Origin of the sequence: Streptomyces sp. NPDC048560 (assembly GCF_040650955.1) — a bacterium.
GTDB lineage: Bacteria > Actinomycetota > Actinomycetes > Streptomycetales > Streptomycetaceae > Streptomyces.
The window spans coordinates 189,761-206,463 of the sequence record NZ_JBEZIJ010000002.1 but is presented as its reverse complement, the minus strand read 5'-3'; the positions used below and the strand labels follow the sequence as shown (position 1 = coordinate 206,463).

The following is a 16,703-nucleotide window of genomic DNA, read 5'->3' as shown; positions in this document are numbered from 1 at the left end:
GCCACCGCGACCCGGAGTTCAGAGGGCCCCGTCTCCGGGGCCGGGGTGCGTCAGACCTGCGCGCCGGAGAGGCGCTCGACGGCGCGGAGCAGGGCAGAGTGGTCCAGGCCGCCGTCACCCTGCGCGCGCAGGGACGCGACCAGCTGGGCCACGACGGCGCCGACGGGCAGCGCGGCACCGACGTTGCGGGCGGCGTCCGTGACGATGCCCATGTCCTTGTGGTGCAGGTCGATCCGGAAGCCCGGAGCGAAGTCGCGCTTGAGGAAGTTGTCCTTCTTGCGGGTCAGTACGGTGGAGCCGGCCAGTCCGCCGTTGAGTACGTCGAGCGCGGCGGCGAGGTCGACGCCGGACTTCTCCAGGAAGACCACGGCCTCGGCGCACGCCTGGATGTTCACCGCGACGATCAGCTGGTTGGCGGCCTTCACCGTCTGGCCCGAACCGTGCGGACCGCAGAGCACGATGGTCCTGCCGAGGGCCTGGAGGATCGGCTGCGCGGCGTCGAAGTCGGCCCGCTCGCCACCGACCATGATCGACAGTACGGCCTCGATCGCACCGGCCTCGCCGCCGGACACGGGGGCGTCCAGGACGCGGATCCCCTTGTCCTTCGCCGCGTTCGCGAGGTCCACGGAGGTCTGCGGGGTGATCGAGGACATGTCGATCAGCAGGGCGCCGGACCTGGCGTTCTCCAGGATGCCCTCGGCGCCGTAGGCGATGGCCTCGACGTGCGGGGACGCGGGCACCATGGTGATGACGACATCGGCGTCCCTGACCGCCTCGGCGACCGAGGCGGCCCCCTTGCCGCCCGCCGCGACCAGCCGGTCGACCTTGTCCTGTTCCAGGGTGTAACCGGTGACGTCGTAACCGGCCTTCACCAGGTTCTCGGACATGGGGGAGCCCATGATGCCGAGCCCGATCCACGCGACCTTGGGGAGGTTGTTGCTCATGAGGGTGCCTTCCTGAAAAGCGGGATTACGAGGGGAGCCGGCGCCCCTCAGCGGGCCGCCCGGGCCTCTGCCGGGAGCCATGAGAACGCCTCGGCGCTCGGCCGGTCGCCCGGCTTGTACTCCAGGCCGACCCAGCCGTCGTAACCGGCTTCGGTCAGCTCGTCGAGGAGCCGCTCCAGCGGGAGTGAGCCGGTGCCCGGTGCGCCGCGCCCCGGGTTGTCGGCGATCTGGACGTGGCCGGTGTTCGCGGCGTACGCCTTGATCACCTGGCTGAGGTCCTCGCCGTTCATGGACAGGTGGTACAGGTCGAGGAGGAACTTCGCGTTCCCCAGCCCCGTCGCCGCGTTGACCTTGTCGACGACCTCGACGCCGGCCGGGGCGCTCACCAGCGGATAGCGCGGCGACTCCGGCTTGTTCAGCGTCTCGATCAGGAGTACCGCCCCGATCCGGTCCGCCGCACGGGCGGCCAGGACCAGGTTCTCCAGGGCGAGTTCGTCCTGTGCGGCCGGCTCCACGCCGTCGACGCGGTTGCCGTAGAGCGCGTTGAGCGCCTTGCAGCCGACCGATGCGGCGAAGCCGGCGACCACCTCGATGTTGGCGCGGAAGCGGTCCGACTCCGTACCGGGCACGGAGAGCGCTCCGCGGTCCGGGCCGGGCAGCTGCCCCGCGTAGAAGTTCAGTCCCACCAGCTGGGTGCCGGCCTCGTCGAGCGCCCTCTTCAGGGCGTCGAGCTCGGCCTGCTCGGGGGTCGGGGTCTCGATCCAGGGCCACCACAGCTCGACCGCCGTGAAGCCCGCCGCGGCGGCTGCCGCGGGACGCTCAAGGAGCGGGAGTTCCGTGAAGAGGATCGAAAGGTTCACATTGAAGCGCTGGTCCGGGTAGCCCATGATGGGTTCGGCGCTCCTTCCGTATTGCGGAAGTTAGTTTCTGCTTAACGGAAGATTGCCCAACGGTTGGCGAGGCTGTCAAGGGGGTGCCCGAAATCCGGGCCGGTCCTGGGCGCTGCCCGCGGCCGGCGCCGCCGCGCGTTTTCGGCCCCGGCGGCTAAGGTCGTCGCCGAGCCGCGGAGCAGACCGCCGCGACGAGGACATGAGGGAGGCACAGTGCGCTTGAGGGTGGAATTCACCACCGAGCCCTTCGACCTGGACGAGGCGCCCGCCCACGCGGTGGTGGCCCGTGAGGTCATCGAGGCGGCCGAGCTGGAGGCCGTGGATGTCGGCCCCTTCGGCAATACGGCGGAGGGGGGCGCGGACCGGGTGCTCGCGGCGGTCGACTCCCTGCTGCGCAAGGCCCTGGCGTCCGGCGCCACCCGGGTGTCCCTCCAGGTCAACGTGATCGGGGAGGACGCGCCGTGACCGAACCTGCGGACCACCCCCTGGTCAGCGCCGTGAAGCCGCTCGTCGACGCGATGGGTGCGGAGCTGCTGGCTCCCGAGCAGGCGGCCGACGACGATGTGGTGCTCGCCTGGGAGGGCGAGGACGTCATAGCCGTGCGGCTTCCGCAGCTCTCCGACTCGCTGGATCACATCCTGGCCGCGATGGAGCGGCGGCACGGGATGCCGCTCTGCGACCTGGACCGCAAGACGAAGCAGTCCGTCGTGCGGACCCTGGAGGCACGCGGTGCCTTTTCCGTACGGCATGGCGTGGAGACGGTGGCCGGCGCCCTGGGCGTCAGCCGCTTCACGGTCTACAACTACCTGAACCGGGAAAATGCCGCCAAGGGTGAGTAGTTGATCGAAGCCTGGGGAAGCCGCCGTCCGCATGCCGGGACGGCGGCTTTCTCCGTTCGCGAGATTTCAACAAAGTGTTGACGTGGTGTTGTGGAGGGCGTTAGCTATCCGCAGCCCGAACAACGCACAGCGAAAAACAGCCACGGAGGCTCCCGTGACTTCGAGCTCGACGCCGGGCCTCGCCCGGTTCAACACCCTGGCGGGCAGCGAGGCCATCGCCGTGCTGCACGAGGTGTGTGCCAGTGCGGTCTGGGGAAGCGTCATCCTCTCCCGGCGCCCGTACGCCACGGTGGAAGCCCTCCTCTCCGCGAGCGACGCCGCCATGGCCGAGCTCTCGGCGGAGGACCTGGCCGAAGCCATGGCCGGTCATCCACCGATCGGCCGCCCGAAGCCCGGGGACCCGACCTCCTCCCGAGAACAGCGGGGCATGGCCGGCGCCTCGGAGGCACTCAAGGACGAGATGCTCGCACTGAACCTGGCCTACCAGGAGCGGTTCGGACATGTCTTCCTGATCTGCGCCACCGGAGCCACCGGTGAGCAGATGCGCGACGCGGTGAAGACCCGGATCGAGAACTCGCCCGAGCAGGAGCGCGGACACGTGCGCACCGAACTGGGCAAGATCAACCGCATCCGGCTGACCCGTCTCGTGGAAGAGGACAAGGACTGATGAGCACCGCCACCACCGCTTCGGTGTCCACGCACATCCTGGACACCAGCATCGGACGCCCCGCCGCGGGTGTCGCCATTTCGCTGGAGGCCCGCAGCGGCCGCGACGCGGGGTGGACGGCACTGGGCGGGTCCGCCACCGACGCGGACGGGCGCTGCAAGGACCTGCCGGCGCTGCCGGAGGGCACGACCCACGTACGGCTCGACTTCGAGGTCGAGGCGTACTTCGCCAGGAACGACAGTGCGAACAACCAGCAAGCCGAGGCGCAGCAGGACGCCCCCCGCGTAAGGGACAGCGGTGCGTTCTTCCCGGAAGTGGCGATCACCTTCGCCGTCGACCCGGGCGAGCACTACCACGTACCGCTGCTGCTCAACCCGTTCGGCTACTCCGTTTACCGAGGGAGCTAGCAGACAATGCCCACGATTCTCGGCCAGAACCAGTACGGCAAAGCAGAGAACCGCGTCGTCAGGATCACGCGGGACGGCGACACCCACCACATCAAGGACCTGAACGTCTCCGTCGCCCTCTCCGGCGACATGGACGACGTCCACTACTCCGGCTCCAACGCCAACGTCCTGCCGACGGACACCACCAAGAACACGGTGTACGCGTTCGCCAAGGAGTACGGCATCGAGTCGGCCGAGCAGTTCGGCATCCACCTCGCCCGGCACTTCGTGACCTCGCAGGAGCCGATCAAGGTCGCGCGCATCCGGATCCAGGAGTACGCCTGGGAGCGCATCGCGACCTCCGACGGCAACTCGAGGTTCATCGGCGCCGACGAGGTCAACCACTCCTTCGCCCGCAAGGGACAGGAGCTGCGCACCACCCAGATCACCTTCGACGGCGAGAACTGGGAGATCATCTCCGGTCTCAAGGACCTCACCGTCATGAACTCCACCAACTCGGAGTTCTGGGGCTACGTCAAGGACAAGTACACGACGCTCAAGGAGGCGTACGACCGCGTCCTGTGCACCGACGTGTCGGCCGCCTGGCGTTACAACTGGACGAGCGACGACCAGCGGATGCCCAACTGGGAGAAGTCGTACGAGCAGGTGAAGAAGCACATGCTCCAGGCCTTCGCCGAGACGTACTCCCTCTCGCTCCAGCAGACCCTCTACCAGATGGGTTCGCGGGTCATCAACAGCCGCAGCGAGGTCGACGAGATGCGCTTCTCGCTGCCGAACAACCACCACTTCCTGGTGGATCTGGAGCCGTTCGGCCTCAAGAACGACAATGAGGTCTACTTCGCGGCGGACCGCCCGTACGGCCTCATCGAGGCGACCGTGCTGCGGGACGGCGCCGAGCCGAAGATCCCCGTCGACATGACCAACCTCTGACGCGGTAGTGATCCGGCCCCCGCCTGTCCACAGCGGGCGCGGGCCGGTCACCCCGGAGGGACATCCCATGGCACAGCCCGCAACGGGGCCGGCAGAAGGCCCGTGTTCCGCACCGCCGGAGAGCTCCGTGCATCCGGTCGACGAAAAGCTTCCCGCCTCGCGGCTCCTCCCCGCCGCACTCCAGCACATCGCCGCCATGTACGCGGGCGTCGTCACCCCTCCGCTGATCATCGGCCAGGCAGTCGGCCTCGACACGGCCGGTATGACCCGCCTGATCGCGGCGAGCCTGCTGATCGCCGGACTCGCCACCCTCCTGCAGACGCTCGGCGCCGGCCGCTTCGCGGGCAACCGTCTGCCGTTCGTCAACGCCGCCTCCTCCGCGGGCATCGCCCCGATGCTCGCCATCGCCGAGACCAGCGCCCCCGGTCACCAACTCCCGCAGATCTACGGAGCGGTACTCGTCGCCGGAGTCCTCTGCCTGGCCCTCGGCCCCTTCTTCGGACGGCTGCTGCGGTTCTTCCCGCCGCTCGTCACAGGCGTCGTCATCACCCTCATCGGCGTCACCCTGATGCCCGTCCCGGTCGCCTGGGCACAGGGCGGCGACACGAACGCCGCCGACTTCGGTGCCATGAAGTACCTCGCCCTGGCCGCCTTCACGCTTGCCGTCATCCTGCTCATCCAGCGTTTCGGGCGCGGCTTCGTCAGGCAAGTGGCCCTGCTCATGGGCATGTTCATCGGCACGCTGGCCGCGATCCCGTTCGGGCTCGCCGACCTCTCCGCGCTGAGGTCCGCACCCATCGCGGCCCTGCCCACCCCCTTCGCCTTCGGCGCCCCCGAGTTCCAGCCCGCCGCGATCCTCTCCCTCTGCATCGTCATGCTGGTCCTGATGACGGAGTCCTCCGCCGGAATGCTGGCGCTCGGTGAGATCTGCGAGCGGCCCGCCGACGGCCCTACCCTCACCCGCGGCCTGCGCACGGACGGCATCGCCACTCTGCTCGGCCCGGTGTTCGGCGGCTTCCCGACGAGCGCCTTCGCCCAGAACGTGGGCGTGGTCTCGCTGACGAAGGTACGCAGCCGTTACGTGGTCGCTGCGGCGGGCGGCGCCCTGCTCGTCCTCGGCGCGTTCCCGGTGCTCGGCGCCGTCGTCTCGCTCGTCCCGATGCCCGTACTCGGCGGCGCCGGCATCGTCCTGTTCGGCTCCATCGCTGTGAGCGGCATCCGCACGCTCTCCGAGGCCGGCCTCGACGACAGCTCCAACATCATCCTCGTCGCGGTGGCGCTCGGCGCGGGAATCATCCCGCTCGCCGCGCCCGCCTTCTACGCGGGATTTCCAGCCTGGGCACAGACGGTGCTCGGCTCCGGAATCAGTGCGGGAGCGCTCACCGCGGTCCTGCTCAACCTGTTCTTCCACCATCTCGGCACCCACAGCCGCCCCGCTGTGGCACTCAAATCCTCCTAGGGTCCTGCCGTGCCCACATCGCCGACGAGAGAAGAAGGAAGCACCATGGCAGCTTCGGCAGACCCTCAGCGCATCGTCATCGAGAACTGTTCGATCGCGACCGTCGACGCCCACGACACCGAGTACGCCTCGGGACACGTCGTCGTGGCGGGCAACCGCATCGAGTCCGTCGGCGCGGGCAAGGCACCGGAGGGCCTCGCCGACGTCGTACGCCGCATCGACGGCACCGGACATCTCGTCACACCCGGCCTCGTCAACACCCATCACCACTTCTACCAGTGGATCACCAGGGGCATCGCGACCGACCACAACCTCTTCGACTGGCTGGTCGCCCTCTACCCGACCTGGGCGCGCATCGACGAGCCGATGGTCCGCGCCGCGGCGCAGGGCTCGCTCGCCATGATGGCGCGCGGCGGTGTCACCACGGCGATGGACCACCACTACGTCTACCCGAAGGGCTCCGGCGACCTCACCGGCGCGATCGTCGGGGCGGCACGCGACATGGGCGTGCGGTTCACCCTTGCCCGTGGCTCCATGGACCGCAGTGCGAAGGACGGCGGGCTGCCGCCGGACTTCGCCGTGGAGACGCTCGAAGGCGCACTCGCGGGCACCGAGGCGGCCATCGACGCCCACCACGACGCCTCGTTCGGCTCGATGACGCAGATCGCCGTCGCGCCGTGCTCCCCGTTCTCCATCTCGACCGAACTCCTGAAGCAGGGAGCCGAGTTGGCGCGGCGCCGGGGTGTGAGGCTGCACACCCACGGCTCGGAGACGGTCGAGGAGGAGCAGTTCTGCAAGGAACTGTTCGGGATGGGCCCCACCGACTACTTCGAGGCGAACGGCTGGCTCGGCGAGGACGTGTGGATGGCGCACTGCGTCCACATGAACGACTCCGACATCGCCGCCTTCGCCCGTACGGGAACGGGCGTCGCGCACTGCCCGTCCTCCAACGCCCGCCTCGCCGCGGGCATCGCCCGGGTACCCGACATGCTCGCCGCGGGCATTCCCGTCGGTCTCGGAGTCGACGGCACGGCCTCCAACGAGTCCGGTGAACTCCACACCGAACTGCGCAACGCCCTCCTCATCAACCGCCTCGGTGCCCACCGCGAGAAGGCCCTCAACGCACGCCAGGCCCTGCGGCTCGGTACGTACGGGGGCGCCCAGGTCCTCGGCCGCGCCGACCAGATCGGCTCCCTGGAGGCCGGCAAGCTCGCCGACCTCGTCCTGTGGAAGCTGGACACCCTCGCCCACGCCTCCATCGCCGACCCGGTCACCGCACTCGTCTTCGGGGCCGCGGCCCCGGTCACGCTCTCCCTCGTCGACGGCAAGCCGGTCGTCGAGGGCAATCACCTGATCACGGTGGACGAGGACGCCATCGCCCGTGACACCCGCGACGAGGCCCGCCGCCTCGCGCAGATCGCCGCCGGAGCCTGAGGCCCCGCGGCAACACCCCCTGAACCGGCCGGCCGAGGGGGACGGCCCTCGTCCGGCCGCCGTGGACCCGAGCGGGGTCCACGGCAGCCGGTGCGGAGGGCGCACACCACACGTGCGCGCCCTCCGCACCGGTGATGAACGCTGCCCGGGCATCCCCACCCGCATGACGAAGCACCCGTAACGAAACGCCTGCACCAACGCACCACTCCGCACCACCTCCCTGACACCCACGTCGACGACGACGTGTACCCGACCGGAGGAACCGCCGTGGCCGCCAAGCCCAGGTTTCGCAATGCAGCACAGGACCCAGCCGCCCTCGCGGGATCCGACCGGAAACACCCGGTCGACGAAACCCTGCCGCCCCTGAAGATGTTCACCAGCGGTCTCCAGCACGTGGCCGCCATGTACGCCGGCGTGGTCGCCCCGCCGATGATCGTGGGCCCCGCCGTGGGCCTCAGCGCCAAGGAAACCGCCTTCCTGATGGGGGCGAGCCTCTTCACCGCGGGCATAGCCACCCTGCTCCAGACCCTCGGCTTCTGGCGCATCGGCGCCCGGCTGCCGTTCGTCAACGGGGTCTCGTTCGCCGGTGTCACCCCCATGGTGGCCATCGGCAAGGACCGGGGTCACGACGGGATCGCCGTCATCTTCGGCGCGATCATCGTGGCGAGCCTCCTCGGGTTCGTACTCGCCCCGTACTTCTGCAAGCTGGTCCGGTTCTTCCCGCCCGTGGTCACGGGCACCGTGATCACTCTGATCGGTGTCTCGCTCCTGCCGGTCGCCTTCAACTGGTCACAGGGCGGCAACTCCACCGCCGACGACTACGGTTCGATGACCAACATCACGATGGCCGCCGCCACCCTGGCGATCGTGCTGGCCCTGCGCAAACTGCTGCGCGGCTTCCTCCAGCAGATCGCGATCCTGCTCGGCCTGGTCATCGGCACACTGATCGCGATCCCGGTCGGCATCACCGACTTCAGCCCCGTCCAGGACGCCGGAGTCGTCGGATTCCCCACGCCGTTCCACTTCGGCGCGCCCCAGTTCGAGATCGCCGCGATCATCTCGATGTGCATCGTGATGCTGGTGTGCATGACGGAGTCCACCGCCGACATGCTCGCCCTCGGCCGGATCGTCGACCGTCCGGCGGACGAGCGGACCATCGAGGGCGGACTGCGCGCCGACACTCTCGGCAGTGCCATCAGCCCGCTGTTCAACGGCTTCATGTGCAGCGCCTTCGCACAGAACATCGGGCTCGTCGCGATGACGAAGGTCCGCAGCCGGTTCGTCGTCGCCGCGGGCGGAGGCATCCTGATCGTGCTCGGGCTCGTCCCGGTCGCCGCGTCCGTCGTCGCCGTCGTGCCGCTGCCGGTACTCGGCGGCGCCGGCATCGTGCTGTTCGGCTCGGTCGCCGCGAGCGGTATCCAGACCCTGGCCACCGCCGCACTGGAGAAGGGCGAGAACGCGCTGATCGTCGCGGCGGCCGTCGGGATCGGCCTGATCCCCATCGCCGCCCCGGAGTTCTACCACGCCTTCCCGGAGGACCTGCTCGTCGTCCTGGACTCGGGCATCTCCACCGGCTGCGTGGTGGCGATCCTGCTGAACCTGGCCTTCAACCACATCGGCCGCAGGCCGGGCGCGGACGCGGACACCAACCCGGAGCTCACCCCCGGTTCGGAGCCCGCCTCGAAGGGCGCGGCCCCGGTGGCTGTCCACTGACGGACCCGCACCACCGGCACCGCGCTGTGGCGCGTACGGCAACGGCCGTACGCGCCACAGGCGTTACCGGCCGTTCACCGGTCGATGTGGAAGCTGTCGCCGTACACCTTCCAGTCGAGCGGCGGGTCCAGGTTCAGGTTGCCCTCGTCGAGGAAGACCCGCTGGGCCGTGTCCACCCGGCTGGTGTCCGAGTGGGCCTCCTCCTGCCGCATCGCCCATACCCGGGCGTCCAGGAAGGCGTGGAGGTACGTCACCTCATCGCCGCCCCGGGACGGCGGCGTCGCCCTGGAGAGCGCCCTCTCGCGGATGGAACCGAAGCTCGCGCTGTCGCCGCCTTCGCCGTGCATGACGAGGGCGTCGTAATAGGCGAACTGCCCGAGTGTGCCGATCCCGTCGCCCTTGCCCGCCTTGACGGCCGGGTCGAAGTACACCCGGTCGCGCTCGTCGTTCTGCGCCTGCTCGAAGGCGGGGTCGGACGCGGCTTCCGCCCAGGCCCCGGTGAAGCCGGGGTCGAGCCCTTCGTGGGAGTCGGTGCCGTCCACCGCGCGCAGGGCGGGCAGATATCCCGCGAGCGGGTTGCCTGGTTCGCGCTCCGTGTACAGCTCGACGAGGTCCAGCATGTCGCCGGTGCCGGAGCAGAATCCGATGATGCCGGCGGTGTAGCCGCGGCCGTCACCGATGTCCTCGATGTACTTGTACTGCGCCTTCCAGTCCAGCGAGGAGTTCTCCGCACTGGACACCAGCCGCATCGCGATGTCCTTCTTCGCCGGATCGTCGAGCCCGGGTACGGCGGCCTCCTGCTGGTGTGCGGCCGACGTGGTGGGGGTCTCGTCGGCGTGGGCGGTCATGGGAGTCGCCGTGAGGGCGAGTCCGAGTGCCAGGGCGGCGAAGCCTACCGGGCGGGTGAGTCGGGTGGTGCGACGCGCGGTGCCGTTATGGGGGTTGTGCACCAGTCCTCCAGAGGGAGTTCGTCGTGCCCTTCTTCTGTTAGGAAGCTTTCCTATCAGGGGCGCGTGAGTGCGGTACACCCCCGCGCCGAAGATGAGCCGATAATCCGTCCGGTGGCGCTGGGTCCCTGGTCGCCATGCGGGCCGCCCCAGTCGCACGCGCCGCCCGCACGTCCCACGCGAAGGCCCCGCACCGCGCGCATACGCGGTGCGGGGCCCCGGCCGCCACGTCGTGACCGGCGCACACGGCTACGTGGACCTGTGCTCCGAGCGCCGGACTCCGAAGGGTTCAGCGGCCGTCGACGTGGTAGCTCTCGCCGTACACCCGCCATCGCAGCGGAGTCTCCAGCTGGAGATTGCCCTCGCGTACGAACACCCGTTGGGCGGTCTCGACACGGCTGGTGTCCGTGTGGGACGGCTCCTTGGCGATCGCGGCCACACGGGCGTCCAGGAAGGCGTGGAGATACGCCTCCTCGTCGCCGCCCCGTGCGGGCGGATCGGCCTTCGCGAGCGCCGCGCGTCGTATCGAGGCGAAGCCGACCGAGCCGTCCGTGTCCCCCAAACCGTGCATCACGTAGGCGTCGTAGTAGATGAACTGGCCCAGGGCGCTGAGCCCGTCGCCCTTCGCCCGCTCGACCGCCGGGTCGAAGTAGGAGTGGTCCCGCTCCGCGTCCTGCGCCGACCGGAACGCCGGATCGGTGGCGGCCTTCGCCCACGCCTCGGTGAACGGGCGGCCGAGTCCCGTGTGCGCGTCGCTGCCGTTGACGGCTCGCAGCGCGGGCAGGTACCGCTCCAGGGGGTTGCCGGGCCGGGCCGCCGCGTACCGCTCGACCACGGCCAGCATGTCTCCGGTGCCGGAGCAGAATCCGATGATGCCGGCGGTGTAGCCGCGGCCGTCACCGATGTCCTCGATGTACTTGTACTGCGCCTTCCAGTCCAGCGAGGAGTTCTCCGCACTGGACACCAGCCGCATGGCGAGCTGCTTCTTCGCCGGATCGTCGAGGTCGGTCTCCGGGGCGGAACCGCCTGATCCGGAGCAGCCGGTCAGGGCCGACACGGCCATCACGGCGGTCATGACGGTGGTTGCGACGAGGGAGCGAACGGTGTGCTTCACGGGTCAAGCGTGCCAGGCCGGGGCGGCGGCTCCGGGAGTCCCGGCGTTGTAGCGTCGGAGGCATGGAAGACCATTCGGTCGTGGATGTCGGCGATGTGCGGTTGGCGTACCGGGCCTGGGGCGACCCGTTCGGCTCGCCCGTCGTCCTGCTGCACGGTCTCGGCGGCTCCGCCGCGGACTGGGAGGCGCTCGGCGGCCTGCTCGGCGCCGAGTGGCGGGTGTACGCCCTGGACCTGCGGGGGCACGGGGAGAGCGACTGGCCGGACGAGTACGCGCTCGGCCAGATGTGTGAGGACGTCGTCGGGTTCCTCGACGAGTGCGAGCTCGACCGGGTCGGCCTGGTCGGCCACTCGATGGGCGGCGTCGTGGCCCAGCTCCTGGCCCACGAGCACTCGGACCGGGTGGAGCGGCTCGTGCTGATCGAGACCCCGCCGCCGTTCCCCGGCGAGGAGAGCCCGCTGCCGCTCCCCGAAGGGCCGGTCGACTACGACGAGCGCGTGGTTCCGGCGGTGCTCGGCCAGCTCGCGGACCCGGATCCCGCGTGGGCCGAGGGGCTCGGTGAGATCGTGGCCCAGACCATGATCATCTCGGGTGGCCCTTCGAGCGCGATGCCGCAGGAGTGGCTGTCCGAGACGGCGTCGCTGATCCCGGACTGCAGGATGGTCACGGTCGCGGGCGGCCACCGGCTCCACGAGACGCTCGCGGACCGGGTGGCGCACGAGATCACCGAGTTCTTCACGAGCTGAGCCGCGCCTCATCCGGCTTCAGCCGCCCGGCCCGTGCCTCACACCGCCCGGCCCGCGCACCACAACGCCCGGCCCGCGCCCCACGACCAGCCGGGCCCGGTCTCAGTCGCCCGGCCGCCAGTCGGGCCGCCGGCCGCTCAGGCCGATCACCCGGTCGAGGAGCGGCGCGTCGGCCGGTACGGGCACCGGCGGACCGAAGATGTCCGAGCCCCCGGGGTCGCCCTCCGCCGGTGTCAGCATCGCTTCCGACGAGCGCAGATCCGCCTCATCGGCCCGGAACTCCTGCCCGGTCGAGCGTGCCAGGTCCCAGCCGTGGATGACCAGCTCGTTGAGCGCCACCAGGCCGGCCACCTCGCCCGGCAGATCCACGCCGCCGGCCCGGGTCATGCCTTCCCGTGCGGCGGGGGAGTGCCATGCCTCCACCAGTTCGGCGAGCAGGCGCGGCAGCGCCTCGCGCCAGTCCGCGTCGAGCACCGGGAGCGCCGAGGCCGGCGCTGTGTCGGTCGTCGTTCCGAAATCCTTCCTGGCGGCGTCACGGAAGGCCGTGGTGAGCCCGACGAGGTGGGCGACCAGCTCCCGAACGGCGTAATCGGGGCACGGGGTCGGGCCGTCGAGCTGTCGGTCCTCGATGGAACCGAGCAGCGCCAGGATCTGCTCGGCGGCCGACTTCAGATCGAGGGCGGGCTGGGTCGTGCTGTGCGTGTCCATATCTGTCAGACCCTCGCGGCGCCCGGAACTCATCGCGGCCACACCGGCACATTGCGGAACGTTCCGTTCGGCCCTCTTGTCGGCGACCCCCGCACCATGGCATACAGGTCTGGACCATTGCTCCCGAAGGGGAAGGCAGGACCGTGCAACGCCCCCACATGCACGCCGTGTTGACCTGTTCCACCGCCCTGCTCCTCGCCGCGCTCACTTCGTGCGCAGGCACCGCGAGCGCCGACACGCAGAAACCTACGGCTCCCCGCGGAGTGACGGCGCAGGCCGGCAGCGCCACCTCCGTGCACGTCATGTGGGAGCACGCGTCCGACAACAAGGCGATCACCGGGTACGAGATCTACCGCGAGGGCGAGAAGGCCGTCTCCGTACCGGCCGCGAAGCGGATGACCGACATCGACGGCCTGACCGCGGCGACGGCGTACACCTTCACCGTCCGGGCCCGCGACGGCGCCGGAAACCTGTCCCGGCCGAGCGCCGTCGCGCGGGTCACCACCCCCGTCCCCGCCCCCTCGGACACCAGGGTCCCCACCACGCCCGTGAAACTGCGCGCCGCCGCGGACGGCAGCCGCGCCGCCACGCTGTCCTGGGGCGCCTCGACGGACGACGTGGCCGTCACCGCGTACGACATCTACCAGGAGGACTCCCGGATCCACACGGTGCCGGGCACGGAGACCGAGGCCCGGGTGAGCGGACTGCGCCCGGGCACCGTGTACACGTTCACTGTCCGGGCCCGTGACGCCGCCGAGAAGTCCTCACCCGACAGCGAGGCCGTCGACCTCACCACTGCTTCCGCCCCCGGAGCACCCGCGAGCACCGCCCCCACCGGTCTGCGGACGGCGCTGACCAAGGAGGGCGAGGAGTACGTCGTCGGCCTGTCCTGGGACCAGCCGGACACCGGCGGCGAGATCCCCGCGTACCAGCTCCACCTCAACGGGAAGATGACCACGACGATCGTCTGGGGCGGCACTCCGCCGAAGGGCCGCGCGACCTACCGTCTGACGCTCGGCGATCCGCCCGGCACCCGCTACTCACTGAAGATCCGCGCCAAACTGCCCGACGGCACCTGGGGCGACTTCTCCGCACAGCGCACGGTCGTCCTGCCGGGCTGACGGGCGGTGGCGGGGCGCTCGGACGCGTCGGTCCAGGCCGTGTCCGCACCGCTCCCGGTGCCACAGGGGCGCCAGGAGAGGTGCGTCGACCTGCGCGACACGCGTCAGCGCAGCTGCTCGTACGCCGGCAGCGTCAGGAAGTCCGCGTAGTCCTGGTCCAGGGAGACCTGGAGCAGGAGGTCGTGGGCCTCCTGCCACTTGCCCGCTGCGAACTGCTCGTCGCCGATCTCCGCGCGGATCGTGCCGAGTTCCTCGGCGGCGATCCTGCGGGCCAGGTCCGCCGTGGCGTGTTCGCCGTTCTCGAAGACCACGTCCGCGTTGATCCACTGCCAGATCTGCGAGCGCGAGATCTCGGCGGTGGCGGCGTCCTCCATCAGGTTGAAGATGGCGACCGCGCCCATGCCGCGAAGCCAGGCCTCGATGTAGCGGATGCCGACCGCGACGGCGTTCTGGAGGCCCTCGTACGTGGGCCTGGCGTCCAGGGTGTCGATGGCGATCAGGTCGCCGGGAGCCACGGTGACGTCCTCGCGCAGGCGGTCCTTCTGGTTCGGCTTCTCGCCGAGGACGGCGTCGAAGGAGGCCATGGCGATCGGCACGAGGTCGGGGTGGGCGACCCAGGAGCCGTCGAAGCCGTCGTGGGCCTCGCGGTCCTTGTCCGCCTTGACCTTCTCGAAGGCGACCTTGTTGACCTCCGCGTCGCGGCGCGACGGGATGAAGGCGGCCATGCCGCCGATCGCGTGGGCGCCGCGCTTGTGGCAGGTGCGCACCAGGAGTTCGGTGTACGCCCGCATGAACGGGGCGGTCATCGTGACGAGGTTGCGGTCGGGGAGCACGAACTTCGAGCCGCCGTCGCGGAAGTTCTTGACGATGGAGAAGAGGTAGTCCCAGCGGCCCGCGTTCAGCCCGGAGGCGTGGTCGCGGAGCTCGTAGAGGATCTCCTCCATCTCGTACGCGGCGGTGATCGTCTCGATCAGCACGGTCGCGCGGACCGTGCCCTGCGGGATGCCGGCGTAGTCCTGGGCGAAGACGAAGATGTCGTTCCAGAGGCGGGCCTCCAGGTGCGACTCCGTCTTCGGGAGGTAGAAGTACGGGCCCTTGCCGAGGTCGATCAGACGCTGGGCGTTGTGGAAGAAGTAGAGGCCGAAGTCGACCAGCGCACCGGGCACCGGGGTGCCGTCGAACTGGAGGTGGCGCTCGTTCAGGTGCCAGCCGCGCGGGCGCATGACGACCGTCGCGAGTTCGTCGGCGGGCCCCAGTGCGTAGGACTTGCCCGACTTCGGGTCGGTGAAGTCGATCGCGCGGTTGTAGGCGTCGGTCAGGTTGAGCTGGCCGAGGATGACGTTCTCCCACGTGGGGGCGGACGCGTCCTCGAAGTCGGCGAGCCAGACCTTGGCGCCCGAGTTCAGGGCATTGATGGTCATCTTGCGGTCGGTCGGACCGGTGATCTCCACCCGGCGGTCGTCGAGCGCGGCCGGGGCCGGTGCGACCTTCCAGGAGTCGTCCTCGCGGAGCTGTGCGGTCTCCGGGAGGAAGTCGAGGGTGGAGGTGCGTGCGATCTCGGCGCGGCGCTCGCCCCTGCGGGTGAGGAGCTCGTCACGGCGGGGCGTGAACCGCCGGTGCAGCTCGGCCACGAACGCGAGGGCCGCGGGGGTCAGGACCTCGTCCTGCCGGGGCAGGGGCTCGGCATCGACGATGGCCAGCGTGGACGGCGCTGGTGCGGACATGAGCTGTCACTCCTTCAGCGGGCGGTGCGCGAGCGGCCTCTCACGGCCGCCGGGACGCCTGGGACGGCACGGCGTGCCAAGGCTCCGAGATGCGGCCGTGGGCGCCGTCTGGGGTTCAAAGCGCTTCTGACCAGTGGATAGTAGTTTCCTCATGGTGGAAGTTCAATGGTTTGTTGATATCGAGATTCTCCGGGTCGACATACGTGGGACACCGATGGCGCGGCGTGCCAGGGCGGGCACGGTCCGTACGTTCCCGCCATTCCAGGGCTGCGGTCACTCCAGGCGCGTCAGGTCCTCCGGCGTGTCGATGTCGTACGCCTGAGCCACATCGGAACACTCGACGAGCGTGATCGCATCGCGGTGCGCCCGCAGGTACGCGCGCGCCCCCTGATCCCCGACGGCCGCCTCCGCGATGTCCGCCCAGCGGTCGGCGCCGAACAGCACCGGATGGCCGCGCTCCCCGTCGTACGAGGCGGCGGCAAGGCTCGACCGCGCGCGGTACGCCGACCTCACCCGCGCCACCGCCTGCGCCCCGATCCCCGGCTGATCCACCAGGAGCACCAGTGCCGCGTCCGCCCCCGTCCCGGCGAGCGCCCCGAGTCCTGCCCGCAGGGAGGAGCCCATGCCCTGCTCCCACTCCGGGTTGTCGGTCACCACACACCCGGTCAGATCGGCCCGCGCCCGTACGTCTTCGGCGGCCGCGCCCAGCACCACGTGGAGCGGACCGCACCCCCCGTCGCGCAGGACCCGGAGGGCGTACTCGACCAGGGGACGGCCGCGGTGCGGCAGCAGCGCCTTCGGCCGGCCGCCGAGCCGGCGGCCGCCACCCGCGGCGAGCAGGACACCGGCGATCACCGGGTTCTCTGATGTAGGAGACATGGGCCCTGGATACCACCGCACCGTTCGCACAGGCGAAACACGCGTCACCCCCGGGGGCAACCGTCAATTCTGTCCATGGAGTGGCGCGCGCCACCTTTCATGGCGTTAACTTGCCGACAACCCCAGGCACTTGACCACGGCCCGGGGCTTGGTCGAAACACCGGCACAAGGCGGTCGGAAC

General features: G+C 70.1%; 17 protein-coding genes. 10 read left to right on the top strand and 7 right to left on the bottom strand.

Annotated elements, in window-relative coordinates; all coding sequences use genetic code 11:
• Window positions 1–50: 50 nt before the first annotated feature.
• Both AB0C82_RS07740 and AB0C82_RS07735 read right to left on the bottom strand, forming a co-directional pair.
• Window positions 51–944, bottom strand: coding sequence for a 2-hydroxy-3-oxopropionate reductase (locus tag AB0C82_RS07740; RefSeq protein ID WP_362837447.1), 894 nt, complete (start codon window positions 942–944; stop codon window positions 51–53).
• A gap of 47 nt (window positions 945–991) precedes the next feature.
• Window positions 992–1,831 carry a TIM barrel protein gene (locus AB0C82_RS07735; protein WP_362837445.1) on the bottom strand — a complete coding sequence of 280 codons (840 nt, stop codon included), beginning with the start codon at window positions 1,829–1,831 and terminating at the stop codon, window positions 992–994.
• Between the two features lie 216 nt (window positions 1,832–2,047).
• Here AB0C82_RS07735 and AB0C82_RS07730 point away from each other — a divergent pair, with 216 nt between their 5' ends.
• The 8 genes from AB0C82_RS07730 to AB0C82_RS07695 all read left to right on the top strand — a co-directional run bounded on the left by AB0C82_RS07730 (window position 2,048) and on the right by AB0C82_RS07695 (window position 9,283).
• Window positions 2,048–2,299: a hypothetical protein gene (locus AB0C82_RS07730; RefSeq protein ID WP_362837443.1), complete on the top strand. Its 252-nt coding sequence runs from the start codon at window positions 2,048–2,050 to the stop codon at window positions 2,297–2,299.
• Window positions 2,296–2,673, top strand: a complete 378-nt coding sequence (locus AB0C82_RS07725; protein WP_362837441.1) for a helix-turn-helix domain-containing protein — start codon at window positions 2,296–2,298, stop codon at window positions 2,671–2,673. Before AB0C82_RS07730 ends, AB0C82_RS07725 begins: the two co-directional genes overlap by 4 nt.
• Window positions 2,674–2,827: 154 nt before the next feature.
• A complete protein-coding gene (gene uraD, locus AB0C82_RS07720) occupies window positions 2,828–3,340 on the top strand; it encodes a 2-oxo-4-hydroxy-4-carboxy-5-ureidoimidazoline decarboxylase (protein ID WP_362837439.1) in 513 nt (170 codons plus the stop codon).
• A complete protein-coding gene (uraH, locus tag AB0C82_RS07715) occupies window positions 3,340–3,747 on the top strand; it encodes a hydroxyisourate hydrolase (protein ID WP_362837437.1) in 408 nt (135 codons plus the stop codon). Before uraD ends, uraH begins: the two co-directional genes overlap by 1 nt.
• Before the next feature lie 6 nt (window positions 3,748–3,753).
• A complete protein-coding gene (gene pucL, locus AB0C82_RS07710) occupies window positions 3,754–4,677 on the top strand; it encodes a factor-independent urate hydroxylase (protein WP_362837435.1) in 924 nt (307 codons plus the stop codon).
• A 67-nt stretch (window positions 4,678–4,744) separates the two neighbouring features.
• Window positions 4,745–6,136, top strand: a complete 1,392-nt coding sequence (locus AB0C82_RS07705) for a nucleobase:cation symporter-2 family protein (protein ID WP_362837433.1) — start codon at window positions 4,745–4,747, stop codon at window positions 6,134–6,136.
• Window positions 6,137–6,181: 45 nt separating this feature from the next.
• The gene (locus AB0C82_RS07700; protein ID WP_362837431.1) at window positions 6,182–7,570 is read left to right on the top strand and encodes an 8-oxoguanine deaminase; all 1,389 of its coding nucleotides are present in this window, start codon (window positions 6,182–6,184) and stop codon (window positions 7,568–7,570) included.
• A 267-nt stretch (window positions 7,571–7,837) separates the two neighbouring features.
• On the top strand, window positions 7,838–9,283 hold the full coding sequence (locus tag AB0C82_RS07695) for a nucleobase:cation symporter-2 family protein (protein ID WP_362837429.1): 1,446 nt from the start codon (window positions 7,838–7,840) through the stop codon (window positions 9,281–9,283).
• Window positions 9,284–9,357: 74 nt separating this feature from the next.
• Here the strand turns inward: AB0C82_RS07695 and AB0C82_RS07690 are convergent, their stop codons facing one another.
• Together AB0C82_RS07690 and AB0C82_RS07685 are read right to left on the bottom strand one after the other, a co-directional pair.
• The gene (locus AB0C82_RS07690) at window positions 9,358–10,233 is read right to left on the bottom strand and encodes a chitosanase (RefSeq protein ID WP_362837427.1); all 876 of its coding nucleotides are present in this window, start codon (window positions 10,231–10,233) and stop codon (window positions 9,358–9,360) included.
• A 286-nt stretch (window positions 10,234–10,519) separates the two neighbouring features.
• Entirely contained in the window at window positions 10,520–11,344 is an 825-nt protein-coding gene (locus AB0C82_RS07685; protein ID WP_362837425.1) for a chitosanase, read from the bottom strand.
• Between the two features lie 62 nt (window positions 11,345–11,406).
• Here AB0C82_RS07685 and AB0C82_RS07680 point away from each other — a divergent pair, with 62 nt between their 5' ends.
• Complete coding sequence (locus tag AB0C82_RS07680) at window positions 11,407–12,090, top strand: alpha/beta hydrolase (RefSeq protein WP_362837423.1); 684 nt, start codon at window positions 11,407–11,409, stop codon at window positions 12,088–12,090.
• Window positions 12,091–12,192: 102 nt separating this feature from the next.
• Here AB0C82_RS07680 and AB0C82_RS07675 read toward each other — a convergent pair whose 3' ends face one another.
• On the bottom strand, window positions 12,193–12,798 hold the full coding sequence (locus AB0C82_RS07675) for a TIGR03086 family metal-binding protein (RefSeq protein WP_362837421.1): 606 nt from the start codon (window positions 12,796–12,798) through the stop codon (window positions 12,193–12,195).
• A 158-nt stretch (window positions 12,799–12,956) separates the two neighbouring features.
• Between AB0C82_RS07675 and AB0C82_RS07670 the strand changes: the two genes are divergently transcribed.
• Complete coding sequence (locus AB0C82_RS07670; protein WP_362838374.1) at window positions 12,957–13,919, top strand: fibronectin type III domain-containing protein; 963 nt, start codon at window positions 12,957–12,959, stop codon at window positions 13,917–13,919.
• A gap of 104 nt (window positions 13,920–14,023) precedes the next feature.
• On the opposite strand, the gene aceB is transcribed toward AB0C82_RS07670, so the two are convergent.
• Complete coding sequence (gene aceB, locus AB0C82_RS07665; protein WP_362837419.1) at window positions 14,024–15,643, bottom strand: malate synthase A; 1,620 nt, start codon at window positions 15,641–15,643, stop codon at window positions 14,024–14,026.
• A 273-nt stretch (window positions 15,644–15,916) separates the two neighbouring features.
• Window positions 15,917–16,522: a nucleotidyltransferase family protein gene (locus tag AB0C82_RS07660; protein WP_362837417.1), complete on the bottom strand. Its 606-nt coding sequence runs from the start codon at window positions 16,520–16,522 to the stop codon at window positions 15,917–15,919.
• Window positions 16,523–16,703: the final 181 nt, after the last annotated feature.

What these genes read in the sequence shown, in the direction of transcription:
- AB0C82_RS07740 (WP_362837447.1), bottom strand. Translation starts at nt 944, where the DNA reads ATGAGCAACAACCTCCCCAAGGTCGCGTGGATCGGGCTCGGCATCATG.
- AB0C82_RS07735 (WP_362837445.1), bottom strand. Translation starts at nt 1,831, where the DNA reads ATGGGCTACCCGGACCAGCGCTTCAATGTGAACCTTTCGATCCTCTTC.
- uraH (WP_362837437.1), top strand. Translation starts at nt 3,340, where the DNA reads ATGAGCACCGCCACCACCGCTTCGGTGTCCACGCACATCCTGGACACC.
- pucL (WP_362837435.1), top strand. Translation starts at nt 3,754, where the DNA reads ATGCCCACGATTCTCGGCCAGAACCAGTACGGCAAAGCAGAGAACCGC.
- AB0C82_RS07705 (WP_362837433.1), top strand. Translation starts at nt 4,745, where the DNA reads ATGGCACAGCCCGCAACGGGGCCGGCAGAAGGCCCGTGTTCCGCACCG.
- AB0C82_RS07700 (WP_362837431.1), top strand. Translation starts at nt 6,182, where the DNA reads ATGGCAGCTTCGGCAGACCCTCAGCGCATCGTCATCGAGAACTGTTCG.
- AB0C82_RS07680 (WP_362837423.1), top strand. Translation starts at nt 11,407, where the DNA reads ATGGAAGACCATTCGGTCGTGGATGTCGGCGATGTGCGGTTGGCGTAC.
- AB0C82_RS07675 (WP_362837421.1), bottom strand. Translation starts at nt 12,798, where the DNA reads ATGGACACGCACAGCACGACCCAGCCCGCCCTCGATCTGAAGTCGGCC.
- AB0C82_RS07670 (WP_362838374.1), top strand. Translation starts at nt 12,957, where the DNA reads ATGCACGCCGTGTTGACCTGTTCCACCGCCCTGCTCCTCGCCGCGCTC.
- aceB (WP_362837419.1), bottom strand. Translation starts at nt 15,643, where the DNA reads ATGTCCGCACCAGCGCCGTCCACGCTGGCCATCGTCGATGCCGAGCCC.
- AB0C82_RS07660 (WP_362837417.1), bottom strand. Translation starts at nt 16,522, where the DNA reads ATGTCTCCTACATCAGAGAACCCGGTGATCGCCGGTGTCCTGCTCGCC.